Below are 16,202 nucleotides of genomic sequence, written 5' to 3' on the forward strand. Positions count from 1 at the left end.
GGCCGCGATGGACAACCTGAACAACCTCATGCAGGGCTTCGCGGACATCATGGACCCGCTGAATCTGCTGCTCGCCCTGGTCGGCGTGATCATCGGCACCGCGGTGGGCGTCCTGCCGGGCATCGGCCCGGCGATGACGGTGGCCCTGCTGCTGCCCATCACCTACGGCATGGAGCCGGTGCAGGCGTTCATCATGTTCGCCGGCATCTTCTACGGCGGCATGTACGGCGGCTCGACGACGTCGATCCTGCTGAACACCCCGGGCGAGTCCTCGTCGGTGGTCACCGCCATCGAGGGCAACAAGATGGCGAAGGCGGGCCGAGCCGCCCAGGCGCTGGCGACGGCGGCGATCGGCTCCTTCGTGGCGGGCACCATCGGCACCCTGCTGCTGGTCCTGATCACCCCGTTCGTGGTGGACTTCGCGGTCAGCCTGGGCGCGCCGGACTACTTCGCGCTGATGCTGCTGTCGTTCATCGCCGTGACGTCGATCCTGGGCTCGTCCCGCATCCGCGGCTTCATATCCCTGCTCCTCGGCCTGACGATCGGCCTGGTCGGCATCGACACGGTCTCGGGCCAGCAGCGCCTGACCCTCGGCATACCGCAGCTGGCCGACGGCATCGACGTCGTCGTGGTCGCCGTCGGCATCTTCGCGGTCGGCGAGGCGCTGTGGGTGGCCGCGCATCTGCGCCGCCGGCCGGCCGAGGTGATACCCGTCGGCCGCCCGTGGATGGGCCGGCAGGACTGGAAGCGGTCCTGGAAGCCCTGGCTGCGGGGGACGGCGTACGGCTTCCCGTTCGGCGCGCTGCCGGCCGGTGGCGCGGAGATCCCGACGTTCCTGTCGTACGCCACCGAGAAGCGGCTGACCAAGCACCCCGAGGAGTTCGGCAAGGGCGCCATCGAGGGTGTGGCGGGCCCGGAGGCCGCGAACAACGCCTCCGCCGCGGGCACCCTGGTCCCGATGCTGGCGATCGGCCTGCCGACCAACGCCACGGCGGCGGTCATGCTGGCCGCCTTCCAGTCGTACGGCATCCAGCCCGGGCCCCTGCTCTTCGAGCGTGAGGCGAGCCTGGTCTGGGTCCTGATCGCCAGCCTCTTCGTCGGCAACCTGCTGCTGTTGCTGCTGAACCTGCCGCTGGCCCCGGTGTGGGCGAAGCTGCTCCAGATCCCGCGCCCCTACCTGTACGCGGGCATCCTCTTCTTCGCCACGATGGGCGCCTACGCCGTCAACGCGCAGCCGCTCGATCTGTTCATCCTCCTCACCCTGGGCCTGCTGGGCTTCGCCATGCGACGCTTCGGGCTGCCGGTCCTGCCGCTGATCGTCGGCGTGATCCTCGGCCCGCGCGCGGAGCTCCAGGGCCGGCGCTCCCTCCAGCTGTCCGGCGGCGAGATGTCGGGGCTGCTGGGCGGACCGGTGTCGTACACGGTCTACACGGTGATCGTCCTGGTCCTGGTGTGGCCGCTGATCCGCAGATTCGTCGTACGTCCCCTGCGCGCGCGTAGCGCCGCCTGAGCATCTGGAGAAAACGAGATGACCATCCTGGTCGGCTACGTCCCCTCACCGGAGGGGGAGGCGGCCCTGCGCGCGGCGATCGACGAGGCCCGCCGGCGCAAGGAGAAACTCCTGGTCGTGAACACCACGCGGGGCGACTCCCTGGTGGATCCCCGCTTCGCGCAGGAACCCGATCTGAGCCATGTCCGCGAGGACCTCGCGGCCCTCGGCATCGACTTCGACATCCGCCAGGTCCTGGGCGCCCGTGACGCCGCCGAGGAGATCATCGACCTCGCGGAGACCAAGGACGCCTCCCTGGTGGTGATCGGGCTGCGGCGGCGCAGCGCGGTCGGCAAGCTGATCATGGGTTCGGCGGCCCAGCAGATCCTGCTGGGCGTGGGCTGCCCGGTCCTGGCCGTGAAGGCGGAGGGCTGACATGGTGCTGCGGACCTTCGGCTGGTCGTTCGCCGTCACGGCGCTCGGCCTCGCCTTCGCCGCGTGGCAGTGGGGCTGGGAGGCATTCGGGATCGTGCTGATCCTGTCGGTCCTGGAGATATCGCTGTCCTTCGACAACGCGGTCGTCAACGCCGGCGTGCTGAAGAAGATGAATGCCTTCTGGCAGCGCATCTTCCTCACCCTCGGCATCCTGATCGCGGTGTTCGGCATGCGGCTGGTGTTCCCGGTCGTGATCGTCGCCATCAGCGCCAAGGTCGGGCCCGTGGAGGCGGTCCGGCTCGCCCTGGACGACCCCGGCCGCTACCAGGACCTGGTCACCGACGCGCACCCGGCGATCGCGGCCTTCGGCGGCATGTTCCTGCTGATGATCTTCCTGGAGTTCATCCTGGAGGATCGCGAGATCAAGTGGCTGGCCTGGCTGGAGCGCCCGCTCGCGAGGCTCGGCAAGATCGACATGCTGGCGGTCTGCCTGGCTCTGATCGCCCTGCTCGCGACGGCGCTGACCTTCGCCGGCCACGCCCACGTCAGCACCGGCCACGCGGACAAGACCGCCACCGTGCTGCTGTCCGGGGTCGCCGGTCTGATCACGTATCTCGTGGTCGGCGGTCTCTCCGGGTTCTTCGAGGACCGGCTCGAAGAGGAGGAGGAACACGAGCACGAGGAGGAGGAGAGGGCCCGGGCCGAGGGCCGGCCGGTCTCGGCGGTCGCGCTCGCCGGCAAGGCCGCGTTCTTCCTCTTCCTCTACCTGGAGGTCCTGGACGCGTCGTTCTCCTTCGACGGCGTGATCGGCGCCTTCGCCATCACCAACCACATCTTCTGGATGGCGCTCGGCCTCGGCATCGGCGCGATGTACGTCCGTTCGCTCACGGTCTACCTGGTCCGGCAGGGCACCCTCGACGACTACGTCTACCTGGAGCACGGCGCCCACTACGCCATCGGCGCCCTCGCCGCGATCCTGCTGATCACCATCCAGCACCAGATCAGCGAGATCATCACGGGCCTGATCGGTGTGGTCCTGATCGCCGCGTCCTTCCTCGCCTCGGTTCGCCGCAACAGGGCGCTGGAGGCGTCCGGGGCGGACGGGACGGACGGGACGGCCGCGGACGGGACGGACGACGCTCAGGACGAGCGGGACGAGAAGGCGGAGGTGACGTCGGGGGCGTGAGACGCGGCCGGGCCTCCGGGGCGGGGCTTTCGGGCGGGACACAAGGCGTGATCCGGGGCAAACGTGGTCCACGACATAGGCGTTTTCGCCCGATTATGGCTAGCTGGATGTGTTTGCCTCGCGCACAGCGTCGCGTCATCCACGCGCCGTCCTCGTCGATCGCCCGCCCTGGAGACTCATGCGCCTCCGCGCCCCCTCCGTCCCGCGAACCGTCTCGGCTCGCCGTATCAGCTCGCTTCCGCCCCTGGCCCTGGCCGGCGGTGCCCTCACCGTCGGCATCGGCGGCCTGTATCTCGCCGGGCTGCTGCTCTCGGGCGGCGACATAGAGGGCGGCACGACAGTGCGCGGCGTGGACATCGGGGGCCTGAGCCGGGCGGAGGCCGTCAAGAAGCTGGAGGACCGACTGGGACCGGCCGGCGCCCGCGAGCTGACCGTGACGATCGGTGACCGCAGGACCACCGTCGATCCTTCGAAGGTCGGCATCACCTTCGACTACGAGAGGACCGTGGACCGCGCGGGCCGCACCGAGAACGCCGACCCGTTCAGCGTGATCGGCGGCCTCTTCAGCTCGGGCGGCCCGGTCGAGCCGGCCGTGCACGTCGACGAGGACAAGGCCCACGGCACGCTGAAGAAGATGGCGAAGGCGCTCGACCAGAAGGTCCGCGAGGGCGCCGTCGGCTTCGAGAACGGCCAGGTGCGGCCGGTCACCCCGCACAGCGGCCACGCCCTCGACACGGACGCCGCTGTCGGCACCCTGAGCACCGCCTTCCTGGAGGGCGACGCCAAGGCCGTCACCGCCCTGCCCACCCATGAGACGAAGCCCAAGGTCACCGAGCGGGAGATGCGCCGGGCGGTGCGCGAGTTCGCGGAGCCCGCCATGTCGGCGCCCGTCACCCTCACCGCGGCCGACCGGCGCTTCAGCATCGAGCAGCCCGTCCTGGGCGAGCACCTTCGGATGCGCGCGGACGACGCCGGGCACCTCACGCCGAAGCTGGACGCCGCGGGCCTGCGCGCCGACCCCGCCGTGGCCCACCCCCTGTCCACGCTGCCCGCCCGGGCGCACAACGCCGAGCTGCGCCTCGTCGGCAACCGGGTCGGGGTGGCCGAGGACGGCCGGGCCGGACATGTCGTCACCGACAAGGCGCTGGGCAAGGCCGTGATGCCGCTGCTCACCCGGCGGGGCGCCGCCCGCAGCGGCGAGATCGCCACGCTCGTGGCCGAGCCGCAGGTGACCCGCGCGAACGTCGAGCGGCTCGGCCTGCGCGAGCAGATGTCCTCCTTCACCGTCAACTTCGAACCGGCGCCGTACCGCTCGCGCAACATCGGCCGCGCGGTGGAACTGATCAACGGCTCCGTCGTCATGCCCGGCAAGGACTGGAGCTTCAACCGGACCGTCGGCGAGCGCACCGAGGCCAACGGCTTCGTGGAGGGTGTGATGATCCTCAACGACGAGTTCACCAGGGCGCCCGGCGGCGGTGTGTCGGCGGTGGCGACGACCATGTTCAACGCGATGTTCTTCGCCGGCGTCAAACCTCTGGAGCACGGCGCCCACTCGTTCTACATCGAGCGCTACCCGGAGGGCCGTGAGGCGACGGTGGCCTGGGGCAGCCTGGACCTGAGGTTCAACAACGACTCGGGCCACGCCATCTACATCCAGGCCCATTCCACCGACTCCTCGGTGACGATCTCCTTCCTGGGCACCCGCAAGTACGACGACATCGGTGCGATCAAGAGCCCGCGCACCAATGTGAAGCAGCCCGAGCGGAAGGTGAGCACGGCCGAACGGTGCGTCCCGCAGACTCCGTTGGAGGGCTTCGACGTGGCCGTGCAGCGGGTCTTCGTCCAGGACGGCCAGGTGGTGCGGCGCGAGCCGTTCCGCACGCACTACCACCCGCGTGACGAGATCGTCTGCGAGCCGCAGTCGCCGTAAGGACCGTAGCCCGGCCGTGTGACATGCCCCGGCCCGAAGCGGCCGCCCAGCGTGCCGGTGCGGCCCAACCACGGCGCGTGGTGCTTGGGTCGGGGCACCGGGCACGCGGCGGTTCTGGCACCGGGCTGCTCATGTCCCCGTGCGGACCGGCGGCCGATCCACTCCCGGCCTTCCCCCACCGTGTCGCCCGCCACCGGTGACGCGTGCCGTCCCAGACGCCGAAGGAGAGATCGCGATGGCAGGAACGGCCGACGACAAGGCGCCGGCGCTGAACGCCCAGCTGCTCAGGGGCCAGAAGGCGCTGGTGACCGGCGCCAACTCGGGCATCGGCCTGGCGACCGCGGTCGCCCTTGGCCGGGCCGGGGCGGACGTCGTGGTGAACTACGTCGCCGGCGCGGACGAGGCCGAGAAGGTCGTGGAGCAGATCAAGGCCCACGGGGTCCGCTCCTACGCCCACCAGGCCGACGTGTCCGACGAGGACCAGGTCGTGGCCATGGTCGCGCAGATGGTGGAGGAGTTCGGCACCATCGACATCATGGTGGCCAACGCGGGCCTCCAGCGGGACGCGCCCCTGACCGACATGACGCTCGCCCACTGGCAGAAGGTCATCGACGTCAATCTGACGGGCCAGTTCCTGTGCGCCCGCGAGGCCGCCAAGGAGTTCATGCGCCGGGGCGTGGTCGAGGAGGTGTCCCGCTCGGCCGGGAAGATCATCTGCATGAGCTCCGTCCACCAGGTCATCCCCTGGTCGGGGCACGTGAACTACGCCTCCTCCAAGGGCGGGGTGGGCATGCTGATGCAGACCCTCGCCCAGGAGCTGGCCCCGCAGCGGATCAGGGTCAACGCGATCGCGCCGGGCGCCATCCGCACCCCGATCAACTACGACGCCTGGTCCACTCCGGAGGCCGAGGCCGACCTGCTGCGGCTGATCCCGTACAAGCGGGTGGGCGACCCGGAGGACATCGCCAACGCCGCGGTCGCGATGGCGTCCGACCTGCTCGACTACGTCGTGGGCAGCACGCTCTACGTCGACGGCGGCATGACGCTCTTCCCCGGCTTCGCCACCGGCGGCTGACCCCCCGGGCAGGGGTGCCCGCACCCGCGTCCCGGCCCGTCCGGTGTCCCCGTCCGGCGCACACCTCGCCGTTCCGCACCCCGCGACCCCGCGGGCCCAGACCACCGAGGCACACATGATCGGCACCGTGTCCCTGCTGGCGGCGAGCACCCCGCCCCAACTCCTGCCGGCCCGTGAGCTGATGGCGTTCACGCTCGCCTCGCACATCCTGCTGGTCCCGTTCGGTGTGGCCCTGCCGTTCATCACGCTGGTCATGCACCACCGGGGACTGCGCCGCAACGACCCCGTCGCGCTCAAGCTCGCCCGGCGCTGGTCGGCCGTGATGGCGATCCAGTTCGCCGTCGGGGTCGTCACCGGCACCGTGCTGTCCTTCGAACTCGGCCTGCTGTGGCCGGGGATGATGGGCCGCTGGGGTGACGTCTTCGGCCTCGGGTTCGGCGTCGAGGCGTGGGCGTTCTTCCTTGAGGCGATCCTGATCGCGATCTACCTCTACGGCTGGCGCCGCCTCAAGCCCTGGACGCACTTCTGGCTGGCCGTGCCGCTGCCGCTGACCGCGCTGCTGGGGGCGTTCGGCATCATCGCGGCCAACTCCTGGATGAACACGCCGCAGGGGTTCGAACTCGACGCGAACGGTGATCCCGTCCAGGTCGACGTACGGCAGGCGATCTTCACCCCGATCTTCGGCCCGGAGTACTGGCACTTCGTGGTGGCGATGTTCCTGACGGCCGGTTACCTGGTCGCCGGTGTGTACGCGGTCGGCTGGCTGCGCGGGCGCCGCGACCGGTATCACCGGCTCGGCTTCACGGTGCCGTTCACCGTGGCCGCGATCCTGACCCCGATCCAGTTCATGCTCGGCGACTCCGCCGCCCGGTCCGTCTTCCACAAGCAGCCGATCAAGTTCGCGGCCATGGAGATCGTCTGGGAGACGGACACCCATGTCCCCGAGTACCTGTTCGGGCGGCTGAACAGCGACGGATCGATCTCCGGCGGGATCAAGATCCCCCAACTGGACTCGATCCTCGCCGGCTTCAAACCCAGCACCAAGGTGACCGGGCTGACGTCGGTACCGGCCTCGGACCGTCCCAACGCCGTCCAGGCCACCATCGTCCACTGGGCGTTCGACATCATGGCCACCATCGGGAGCCTGCTGATCCTGCTCGCCCTCTGGTACGCCTGGTGCTGGTGGCGGCGCCGGGACCTGCCGCACAGCCGCTGGTTCTTCCGCTGCGCGGCGATCGCGGGCGCGGCCTGCCTGGTGACCGTGGAGTGCGGCTGGATCACCACCGAGGTGGGCCGTCAGCCCTGGATCGTCTACAACCACATGCGGGTCTCGGAGGCGGTGACCGACACCCGTGCCGGCTCGCTCTGGGCCATGCTCGGCATCGTCATGGCCGTGTACGTGTGCGTCTTCGGAGCGTTCCTCGCGGTCCTGCTGAAGATGCGGACGCGCTGGCGCATCGCCGACGAGGCCGACCCGACCGCCCGCACCGGGCCGCACCCGGAGACCGACACCCCCTACGGCCCCAGGGGCGAGCCCGAACCGGCGGGCGCCCGCACCGCGCCCGGTGACGGCTCCGGCGACTCCGCGGGCGGTGCGTCGTGATGGCCGACCTCATCGCCTGGGTGATGGTCCTCGCCATCGCCGCCTATGCCTGCGCCGGCGGCACCGACTACGGCGCCGGGTTCTGGGACCTGCTGGCCGGCGGGGCCGAACGCGGGCGGCGGCCCCGTTGGCTCATCGACCACGCCATGGCGCCGGTCTGGGAGACCAACAACGTCTGGCTGATCTTCGTCCTGGTCGTCATGTGGACGGGCTTCCCGACGCTGTTCCAGGCCGTGTTCACCGCCCTGTGGCTGCCGCTCGCCCTCGCCGCGGTCGGGCTGGTGCTGCGCGGCGCCGGGTTCGCCCTGCGCAAGCCGACCCGGCGGCTCGCCCGACGACGGATCTACGGTGCCGCGTTCGCCCTGGCGTCGCTGGTCACGCCGTTCTTCCTGGGGGCGGCGCTCGGCGCCGTCGCCGCCGGCCGGGTCGCCGTCAGCACGACCGCCACCGCGGACGCCTGGGCCAATCCGACGTCGGTCCTGACGGGCCTGCTGGCCGTCGCCGCCACCGCGTTCCTGGGAGCGGTGTTCCTCTGCTCCGACGCGCTGCGCTTCGACGCGGAGGACCTGGTGGACTACTTCCGGGTGCGCGCGCTGTTCGCCTTCGCCGCCGTCGTCGTCCTCGCGATCGTCGCCCTGCCCGTCACCCACGACGACGCCCGCTACGTCTGGGACGGGCTGACCAGCGGCTGGGGTCTGCTGCCGGTGATCCTGGCCGGGGTGTGCGGGGTTGCCACGGTGCTGCTCCTGCTTCGCCGGTCCTACGCGTGGACCCGGTACACCTCGGTGGCGAGCGTCGCGCTGATCGTCGTCGCCTGGGGCCTGGCGCAACGGCCCTATCTGCTGCCCACCTCCCTGACGGTGTCCGAGGCGGCCGGTGCCGCGCACACCCTGCGCTGGCTGGCGATCGTCACGGTCATCGCCGTCGTCCTGGTCGGCCCGGCGCTGGTGCTGCTCTACCGGCTCGACACCATGGGCACCCTGGAGCCGCTCACGGACGCCGACACCGGGGCCGCGAAGGCGCCGGGGGACAACTACTGACCCGCCGTCCCGTCAGCGCAGCCGTTCGGCGATGTGGTCACCGACCCGCAGGGCGTTCGCCATGGCGGTCAGTGACGGGTTCACCGCACCGATGCTCGGGAAGAAGCCGGTGTCCACGACGTAGAGGTTGTCGAGATCGTGGGCCTTGCAGTGCACGTCGAGGGCGGAGCTGCGCGGGTCCGTGCCGAACCGTACGGTGCCGGCCTGGTGCGCGGTGGCCCCGATGGGCATGCCCTTGTGCAGGTAGAGGCTGTGCGGCAGCAGATGGTGCTCGTGCATGCCCAGGTGTTCGAGCATCCCGCGCAGCTTGTGCTGGAGGCGCTCGAGCCCGGCGATGTTGTTCTTCTCGTCCAGGGCGAGATGGACCCCGTCGTCCTCGTCGAGGGTGACGCGGCTCTCGGGCAGCGGGAGGTCCTCCCCGCACAGCCAGAAGTCGACGGCGTGGTGGGCGAGCGTCTCGAACGGCATGTCGGGCGCGACGGCGCCGGCCCAGCGGGGCGCCTCGCCGTGGATCTGGTCGGCGTCGGACTTGCCGAGCATCTGGATGCCGCCGAGCGGGAAGTCCCAGTCGTCCGCGCCCAGATACCAGTCGTGCAGCGCCAGGGTCTTCTGGAACCTGGTGGGGTTGGGCTCCTTCGACACGGCCATCAGGGCCAGGTTGTTGTGCCGCATGTAGTGGCGTCCCACCACGTCGGAGCTGTTGGCGAGGCCGCCCGGGTGCCGGTCGTTCGCCGAACGCAGCAGCAGTACGGCGGAGTTGACCGCGCCGCAGGCCACCACCACGATGTCGGCGCTGAACGACTCGGTCATGTCGCCGATTCGGGTGACCACCTTGGTGACGGTGCGCCCGGTCGGGTCGGTCTCCAGGCGCCGCACCTCGGCGCCGGTCACCATCGTGACGTTGTCGTGCCGCAGCGCCGGATCGACGCAGATCACCTGCGCGTCGGACTTGGCGCCCAGCAGGCAAGGGAAGCCGTCGACCCGGTCGCAGCGGATGCAGGCGCTGGTGCGGGTCGCCCCGCCGTTCTCGTCCTGGGTGAGGTTCACGCCGATGGGCAGGTGGAAGGGGTGCAGGCCCCGCTTCTCCAGGTCGTCGCTCAACTGCTGGATGCGCGGCTCGTGCTCGACCGGGGGGTGCGGGTACTGGCCGCTGACCTGACCTTCCGTCGGGTCCTCGCCGTGCCGGCCGTGCACCAGGTAGAGCTGCTCGGCCTGGGTGTAGTACGGCTCCAGGTCCTCGTAGCGGATCGGCCAGGCCGGTGAGACGCCGTCGTGGTGGCGCAGCTCGCCGAAGTCCTCGGGCCGCAGCCGGAAGAGCGCGGCGCCGTAGAACTTGGTGTTGCCGCCGACGTAGTAGTTGACCTCCGGCGGGAACTCCTTGCCGTGCTTGTCGTACCAGAACTCCGGGGCGCGGTACTTGCCCTTGATGAAGACGGCGGTGGACTCCCAGTTGTCGCGCTCACGCGGCAGGTAGTCGCCGCGTTCCAGGATCAGGACGCGTTTGCCGGTGGGGGCCAGCCGGTGGGCGAGTGTGCCGCCGCCCGCTCCCGTGCCGATGATGATGACGTCGTAGTGCCGGTCGTCGGCCATGCGCAGACCCCCGTTCCGGGAGTGGAACATGTGCCCCCTGTTTCGACGGTATCGGCCGCCTCCGGGAGCGGCGACTCGGCGGGGATCCCGGGCCTGCTCAGAGGACCGCGATCGGATTGACCGGCGAGCCGGTGGCCTCCGGCAGCCGCAGGGGCGCGACGACACAGAGGAACGACCAGCGCCCCTCCTCCTCGCACACCTGCGCCAGGTCCTCGAACTGGAGGTAGTCCAGCAGGTACAGGCCCATGGCGTGGATCGCCAGCACGTGTACGGGGAAGTCGACGCCGTCGGTGCAGCTCGGGGCGGTGTCGTTGTTGCCGTCGCCGCCGAGCACGGCGACCCGGCGCTCCGCGAGGAACTCCATCGCGGACGGATGCAGCCCGGCGCGCGCCCGCGCCACGTGCCAGGCGCCCAGCTCGGCGCGGCGCAGCCGGTGGCCGACCCGGACGAACAGCAGGTCGCCCTCGGTCACCCGGACGTCCTGGGCGCGCTCGGCCGCGCCGAGGTCGTCGGCACTCACGTGATCACCCGGTTCGAGCCAGGGCACGCCGCGCAGCCGCGGGATGTCCAGGAGCACGCCACGGCCCACGATGCCGTCGTGGGCGGCGTCGATCGCGAGCGCGGTGGCGCCGCCCTCGGTGACGGTGCTCGCGGGGACGCCGCCGTGCAGGGTGCCGTCGTAGATCACATGGCACAGGGCGTCGACATGGCTGTCGGCGTCGCCGTGGACGTTCATGGCGAAGCAGTCCATGGCGAAGTGGAGTCCGCTCCCGGACTCGCCGGACCGCCCGGGCCACTGGCTCATCCGGTGCCTGGCGGGCTCCGGATCGTCGGGGCCGGGCGCCGTCTGCACCGGAGCGGCCATGGTTACCGTCCGGCCGGTGCGCACCTCACGGGTCGCGGCCAGCACCCGGGCGGGGTTGCGGGCGCCGCCTGCGTCGGCCTCGGCGGCGCGCCCCGCCAGGCGCCGGTACAGCGCGTCGAACTCGGCCGGGGTGAGCCTGGCGGGACGGGCATCGGTGGCCATGGCTCAGCGCCCCTGCGCAGCCGCGTCGAGCGCCTCGTCGAGAGTGAGGGCGGCCATGATCAGGGACAGATGCGTGAAGGCCTGGGGGAAGTTGCCGAGCTGCTCCCCGGAGGGGCCGATCTCCTCCGCGAAGAGGCCGACATGGTTGGCGTACGTCTGCATCTTCTCGAAGGTGTAGCGGGCCTGGGGCAGCCGTCCCGCGCGGGCCAGCGCGTCGACGTAGAGGAAGGTGCACAGGCTGAAGGTGCCCTCCGAGCCGCGCAGGCCGTCCGGGGAGGCCGCCGGGTCGTAGCGGTAGACGAGGCTGTCGGAGACGAGCCTGCGGTCCATCGCGTCCAGCGTCGACAGCCAGGTCCGGTCCCGGGCCGCGACGAAACCGACCCTGGGCATCAGCAGCAGCGAGGCGTCCAGCACGTCGCCGTCGTAGTGCTGGACGAAGGCCTGCTCCTTCTCGCTCCAGCCGCGCTCCACGACCTGGTCGAAGATGGCGTCCCGCGCCGCGCGCCACCGCTCAACGTCGGCCGGTCTGCGGAAGGTGTCGGCCAGCCGCATCCCGTGGTCGAAGGCGACCCAGGACATCACCCGGCTGTAGGTGAAGTTCCGCCGGCCGCCGCGGGTCTCCCAGATGCCCTCGTCCGGCCGGTCCCAGGCGTCGGCGAACCAGTCCAGTGTCCTGCTCAGCGTCCGCCAGCCCTCGAAGCTGGACTGCTGCGCGACCTCCTGCCCCTGGGAGACGGCGTAGAGGGCCTCGCCGTAGATGTCCAGCTGGAGCTGGTCGGCGGCGCCGTTGCCGATGCGGACCGGCGCGGAGCCGCGGTAGCCCTCGAAGTGGTCCAGGGTCTCCTCCGGCAGGTCGGGGCTGCCGTCGACCCGGTACATCGTCTGGAGCGGCTCCCCCTCCTTGCCCTCGCGCTCGCGCAGCCGGTCCACCAGCCAGTGGACGAAGGAGACGGCCTCCTCGGCGAACCCGAGGTCCAGCATGACCCGCACGGACAGCGCGGAGTCGCGCACCCAGGTGAACCGGTAGTCCCAGTTGCGCTCCCCGCCGATCTGTTCGGGCAGGCCCATGGTGGCGGCCGCGATCAGGGCGCCGGTGGGGGCGTAGGTGAGGAGCTTGAGGGTGATGGCCGAGCGGTGCACCAGCTCGGGCCAGCGGCCCTGGTAGCGGCACTGGCGCAGCCACTTCCGCCAGAACAGGGCGACTTCCTCGAACTGTCCGGTCAGCCCGTCGACGGACGGGGGGTCGGGCGCGGCGCCGCCGGGCGCGCAGACGGTGAACACCGCGCCGCCCGACTCGCCGGCCCGCAGCGTCACCCGGCCGCGCACGTCCCGGCCGTCCGGTTCCAGCGGGAAGGAGCAGCGCAGGTGGGCGTCGATGCCGGGGGCCCGGAACAGGGCGCCGTCCGCGTCGAGTTCGAGCTCGTGCTCGGCGCGGCCGTAGTCGAAGCGCGGCCGGCATTCGAGGGTGAAGTCGACCGTGCCACGCACGACCCGGACGACCCGGATCAGGGTGTGCCGGTCGGTGGCCGTGCGGCTGTTGTCGAGCGGCATGAAGTCGAGGACCTCGCCGACCCCGTCCGGTGACATGAACCGGGTGACCAGGATGGCGGTGTCGGGGTAGTAGAGCTGCCGGCAGGTCCCCTCGGGATGCTCGGGGGACAGCCGCAGATAGCCGCCGCGGTCGTGGTCGAGCAGGGCGGCGAAGACGCTGGGCGAATCGAACCGGGGGGCGGCGAACCAGTCGACGACGCCCTGCGAGGAGACGAGGGCGGCGGTCTGGAGGTCGCCCACCAGCCCGTGTTCGGCGATGGGGGGATAGCGGTCCATTGCGGCTCCGAAATCTCTGAGGAGCAATCTCGGACGGGCCCTGTTCCCACTATCGGGCAACCGCCCCGGTGCCGCCCGCCCTGTCGGTTTGCCGACCGCTCTCCCCGTGGGCGTTACTGAATGTTGCCAGAAGAACACGGAGGGCGAGGCACGGAAGGGGCCGTCATGCAGATGATCCACCTCAGGCTGGTGAGCCCCGCCGATCTCACCCCTCGGGTGTTCGAGCTGCTGACCGGCGACCGCTTCGTCTTCAACCTGGTTCTCCTGCCGGTGCGGGCTCAGCGTCCCACCGGCGACACGATCGTGTGCGACGTCCTGGCGGGCGGCGCGAACACCGTCCTGCGCGGGCTGCGCGAGCTCGGTCTCGACCGGCGCGGGTCCATGGTGATCGAGCCGGTGGAGATCGCGTTCTCCGGCATCGCCGCCGAGACGGAACGGCAGCAGCTCGGTCCGCTCGCCCACGCGCCCGTCTGGGAGGAGGTCGAGGCACGCATCCGCGCGGAGGGCACGTACGTGCCGAGTTTCTACGTCTATCTCGTCATCGCCGGTCTCCTCGCGGCGTCGGGCATCTTCACCAACTCGCAGATCCTCATCGTCGCGGCGATGGTGGTCGGGCCGGAGTACGGCGCCATCACCAGCGTCGCGCTGGGTATCGACCACCGCAGCGGCACCAGGATCCGGCAGGGCCTGCTCGCGCTGACCAATGGTTTCCTGCTGGCCATCGCGGTGACGCTGGTGTTCTCGTGGGTGATCCGGGTCCGCGACCTGCAGCCCACGGCCTTCGAACTGGGCATCAGGCCCGTCTCCTCGCTCATCGACGCCCCCAACTTCTTCTCCGTCGTCGTGGCGGTGCTGGCCGGAGTCGTCGGCATCATGTCGCTGACCCAGGCCAGGACGAGCGCGCTGCTCGGCGTCTTCATCTCGGTCACCACGATCCCGGCCGCCGCGGGCATCGGCGTGTCGCTCGCGTTCTCCGACTGGGACCAGGCACGCGGCTCACTGGCCCAACTCCTGCTCAACATCGTGCTGTTGATCGTGGTGGGCGTGCTGACGCTCAGGTTCCAGCGGTTCATCTGGCGGCGCATCGGCCGACACAGTGGGCGCACCGAGGCACGCTGAGCCTCTCCCCTCAGCCCTCCTCCGGCGCTCCCCCGGGTCGATCCGGCACCGGTCCGATCATGACGGCGACGTCACCGGGCCGCGGCTCGGGCGGGTCACCGCCGCCCGCGGGCTCCAGCCGGCCGCCGGCCCGCACCAGGAGCAGCAGGTCGTACTCGCGCGGGACCGGGCCCTCGAACCGCCGCGCCACGATGCGGGCACCCTGCGCGTACCGCTCGGACACGGCGAGCCGGCTGAGCCGCGGAGCGAGCAGCGTCTCCCCGGTGCCGTACGGGGCCACCACTCCGTACTCGCGGCTGCGCGGGCCGAGGCGGTGAACCGGCACCCCTGCGCCGCGGCGCAGCACCATCGACGCCAGCGCGTTGAAGTCGTCCTCGTCCGTGAGGAACAGCACCGCGGTGATGCCTTCGAGCCGGGCACCGCGTCCGGTGGCCGCCGCCAGCAGCTCCCCCGGCGCCAGTTCGAGGCCCGCCGCCCGGATACGCCCCCGCTGTTCCTCGGAACTGGCCCACATCAGCACCTCAGGCCCCGCCGACCGCAGGGCGCGCCCGAGCGCGACGGCCCAGGGGTCGCCGCCGACCAGCAGCGGGCGGGCGCGGGTGGTCCGGGTGGCACCGAGACGCCGTGCGACGGGGACCGCGGTCAGGCCGTACAGCGTCACGGTCGCGGCGATGACCAGGAAGGTGACCGGCAGGATCTTCGAGGCCCCGCCGATGCCCGCGGCGACCAGACCGGTGGCGAAGGTCGACGCGTTGGCCGCGGCCACGATGCCGCGCGGCGCCATCCACGCGAGGAAGCCGCGCTCGCCACGGCTCAGGCCGGCCCCGAGCGTCGCCAGCCACACGGCCAGCGGACGGGCGACCAACACGAGGACCGCGACCAGGCCGAGGGCCGGCAGGACCACATGGTGCAGCGAGTCCGGGGTGACCGAGGCGGAGATGCTCACGAACAGCAGGCCGATGATGAGCTGCACCAGCGTCTCGAGGAAGGGCCGTTCCTCCGGCACGTCGAACCGGGGCAGATGCACCACCGCCAGCCCCATGACGATCGCGGCGATCAGCCCGGAGTCCGCGCGGACCATGTCGCAGGCCGCCGCCACCGCGATCACCGTGGCCAGCTGCGCGGAGGTGGCCTGCACCTCGCTCGGCCGCAGCCGGACCAGCAGCAGCCACAGCAGGGCCGTCCCCACGACGGCCCCGGCCAGACCGGTCCCGACACTGATCGCGAACTGCACGAGCTGGGTGCCGTCGCCCCTGGTGCCGCCGTCGTCGAGGACGGCGGCGAAGACCAGGGCGCCCAGGACGGCGCCGACCGGGTCGACGAGGGAGCCCTCCCAGACGAGGATCCGCTGGAGCCGATCTGCCGGCCGAACGAAGGCCAGCAGCGGTCCGACGACGGTCGGCCCCGACACCACGAGGATCGCGCCGAGCATCACCGCGGCCTGACTCGACATCCCCAGCACGGGCACGGCGAACAGGGTGGTGAACGCCCAGGACACGGCCACGCCGACCACGATCAGCCGGAGCACGGTGCGGCGCTCACGACCGCGCAGCAGGCGCAGATCGAGCCCCAGCCCGGCGTCGTAGAGGATCACCGCGACGGCGAGCGACACCAGCGGCTCGAAGGCCGCGCCCAGCAGCCGCTCGGGGTGGATGTCGTCGGTCAGCGCGCCCGCGACGAAGCCGGCCGGCAGCAGGACGATCAGCGCGGGGATGCGCGCACGTGAGGCGAGGATCTGGGAGCCGACCGCGAGCACGAAGGTCAGCCCCACTCCGAAGAGGACCTCGTCGGTCGTCACCGCTCGCTTTCCCCGGCTTCTCCCCCGCTTGAGTCGCTCGTCGTTCGCGTCTCATGCTCACTCGGCGGGGAGTTCCTCGCATC

Annotated in this window: 12 protein-coding genes; 8 read left to right on the forward strand and 4 right to left on the reverse strand. The window is 71.2% G+C overall.

Translation table 11 applies throughout. The annotated features are described in order from the left end of the window. Positions 1-7: 7 nt before the first annotated feature. The 7 genes from PGH47_RS13550 to PGH47_RS13580 all read left to right on the forward strand — a co-directional run bounded on the left by PGH47_RS13550 (position 8) and on the right by PGH47_RS13580 (position 8,758). On the forward strand, positions 8-1,510 hold the full coding sequence (locus PGH47_RS13550) for a tripartite tricarboxylate transporter permease (protein ID WP_271663644.1): 1,503 nt from the start codon (positions 8-10) through the stop codon (positions 1,508-1,510). An 18-nt stretch (positions 1,511-1,528) separates the two neighbouring features. Continuing rightward, a complete protein-coding gene (locus PGH47_RS13555; RefSeq protein ID WP_030946795.1) occupies positions 1,529-1,924 on the forward strand; it encodes a universal stress protein in 396 nt (131 codons plus the stop codon). Position 1,925: 1 nt separating this feature from the next. After that, on the forward strand, positions 1,926-3,110 hold the full coding sequence (locus PGH47_RS13560; protein WP_271663645.1) for a DUF475 domain-containing protein: 1,185 nt from the start codon (positions 1,926-1,928) through the stop codon (positions 3,108-3,110). Positions 3,111-3,288: 178 nt separating this feature from the next. After that, positions 3,289-5,040: a VanW family protein gene (locus PGH47_RS13565; protein WP_271663646.1), complete on the forward strand. Its 1,752-nt coding sequence runs from the start codon at positions 3,289-3,291 to the stop codon at positions 5,038-5,040. 235 nt (positions 5,041-5,275) lie between these two features. Continuing rightward, the gene (locus PGH47_RS13570) at positions 5,276-6,115 is read left to right on the forward strand and encodes an SDR family oxidoreductase (protein ID WP_271663647.1); all 840 of its coding nucleotides are present in this window, start codon (positions 5,276-5,278) and stop codon (positions 6,113-6,115) included. A 115-nt stretch (positions 6,116-6,230) separates the two neighbouring features. Next, entirely contained in the window at positions 6,231-7,718 is a 1,488-nt protein-coding gene (locus tag PGH47_RS13575; RefSeq protein WP_271663648.1) for a cytochrome ubiquinol oxidase subunit I, read from the forward strand. Further along, entirely contained in the window at positions 7,718-8,758 is a 1,041-nt protein-coding gene (locus PGH47_RS13580) for a cytochrome d ubiquinol oxidase subunit II (RefSeq protein ID WP_271663649.1), read from the forward strand. The genes PGH47_RS13575 and PGH47_RS13580 overlap by 1 nt, the downstream gene beginning before the upstream one ends. A 12-nt stretch (positions 8,759-8,770) precedes the next feature. On the opposite strand, the gene PGH47_RS13585 is transcribed toward PGH47_RS13580, so the two are convergent. From PGH47_RS13585 to PGH47_RS13595, 3 genes are all read right to left on the reverse strand, one after another. Then, positions 8,771-10,348 (reverse strand): GMC oxidoreductase, encoded by a 1,578-nt coding sequence (locus PGH47_RS13585; protein WP_271668046.1) that lies wholly within the window; start codon positions 10,346-10,348, stop codon positions 8,771-8,773. A 97-nt stretch (positions 10,349-10,445) separates the two neighbouring features. Further along, positions 10,446-11,375, reverse strand: a complete 930-nt coding sequence (locus tag PGH47_RS13590) for a cyclase family protein (protein ID WP_271663650.1) — start codon at positions 11,373-11,375, stop codon at positions 10,446-10,448. Positions 11,376-11,378: 3 nt separating this feature from the next. Beyond that, positions 11,379-13,202: a glycoside hydrolase family 15 protein gene (locus PGH47_RS13595; RefSeq protein WP_271663651.1), complete on the reverse strand. Its 1,824-nt coding sequence runs from the start codon at positions 13,200-13,202 to the stop codon at positions 11,379-11,381. A 165-nt stretch (positions 13,203-13,367) separates the two neighbouring features. Between PGH47_RS13595 and PGH47_RS13600 the strand changes: the two genes are divergently transcribed. After that, a complete protein-coding gene (locus PGH47_RS13600; RefSeq protein ID WP_271663652.1) occupies positions 13,368-14,321 on the forward strand; it encodes a DUF389 domain-containing protein in 954 nt (317 codons plus the stop codon). Between the two features lie 10 nt (positions 14,322-14,331). On the opposite strand, the gene PGH47_RS13605 is transcribed toward PGH47_RS13600, so the two are convergent. Beyond that, positions 14,332-16,119 carry a cation:proton antiporter gene (locus tag PGH47_RS13605; RefSeq protein ID WP_271663653.1) on the reverse strand — a complete coding sequence of 596 codons (1,788 nt, stop codon included), beginning with the start codon at positions 16,117-16,119 and terminating at the stop codon, positions 14,332-14,334. Positions 16,120-16,202: the final 83 nt, after the last annotated feature.

This window comes from Streptomyces sp. HUAS 31, from assembly GCF_028198125.1.
Classification (GTDB): domain Bacteria; phylum Actinomycetota; class Actinomycetes; order Streptomycetales; family Streptomycetaceae; genus Streptomyces; species Streptomyces chartreusis.

Excerpts from the sequence above, each read along its gene's own strand:
- PGH47_RS13550 (WP_271663644.1), top strand. The coding sequence starts at position 8 with ATGGACAACCTGAACAACCTCATGCAGGGCTTCGCGGACATCATGGAC.
- PGH47_RS13595 (WP_271663651.1), bottom strand. The coding sequence starts at position 13,202 with ATGGACCGCTATCCCCCCATCGCCGAACACGGGCTGGTGGGCGACCTC.
- PGH47_RS13560 (WP_271663645.1), top strand. The coding sequence starts at position 1,926 with ATGGTGCTGCGGACCTTCGGCTGGTCGTTCGCCGTCACGGCGCTCGGC.
- PGH47_RS13590 (WP_271663650.1), bottom strand. The coding sequence starts at position 11,375 with ATGGCCACCGATGCCCGTCCCGCCAGGCTCACCCCGGCCGAGTTCGAC.
- PGH47_RS13575 (WP_271663648.1), top strand. The coding sequence starts at position 6,231 with ATGATCGGCACCGTGTCCCTGCTGGCGGCGAGCACCCCGCCCCAACTC.
- PGH47_RS13580 (WP_271663649.1), top strand. The coding sequence starts at position 7,718 with ATGGCCGACCTCATCGCCTGGGTGATGGTCCTCGCCATCGCCGCCTAT.
- PGH47_RS13585 (WP_271668046.1), bottom strand. The coding sequence starts at position 10,348 with ATGGCCGACGACCGGCACTACGACGTCATCATCATCGGCACGGGAGCG.
- PGH47_RS13555 (WP_030946795.1), top strand. The coding sequence starts at position 1,529 with ATGACCATCCTGGTCGGCTACGTCCCCTCACCGGAGGGGGAGGCGGCC.
- PGH47_RS13570 (WP_271663647.1), top strand. The coding sequence starts at position 5,276 with ATGGCAGGAACGGCCGACGACAAGGCGCCGGCGCTGAACGCCCAGCTG.
- PGH47_RS13600 (WP_271663652.1), top strand. The coding sequence starts at position 13,368 with ATGCAGATGATCCACCTCAGGCTGGTGAGCCCCGCCGATCTCACCCCT.
- PGH47_RS13565 (WP_271663646.1), top strand. The coding sequence starts at position 3,289 with ATGCGCCTCCGCGCCCCCTCCGTCCCGCGAACCGTCTCGGCTCGCCGT.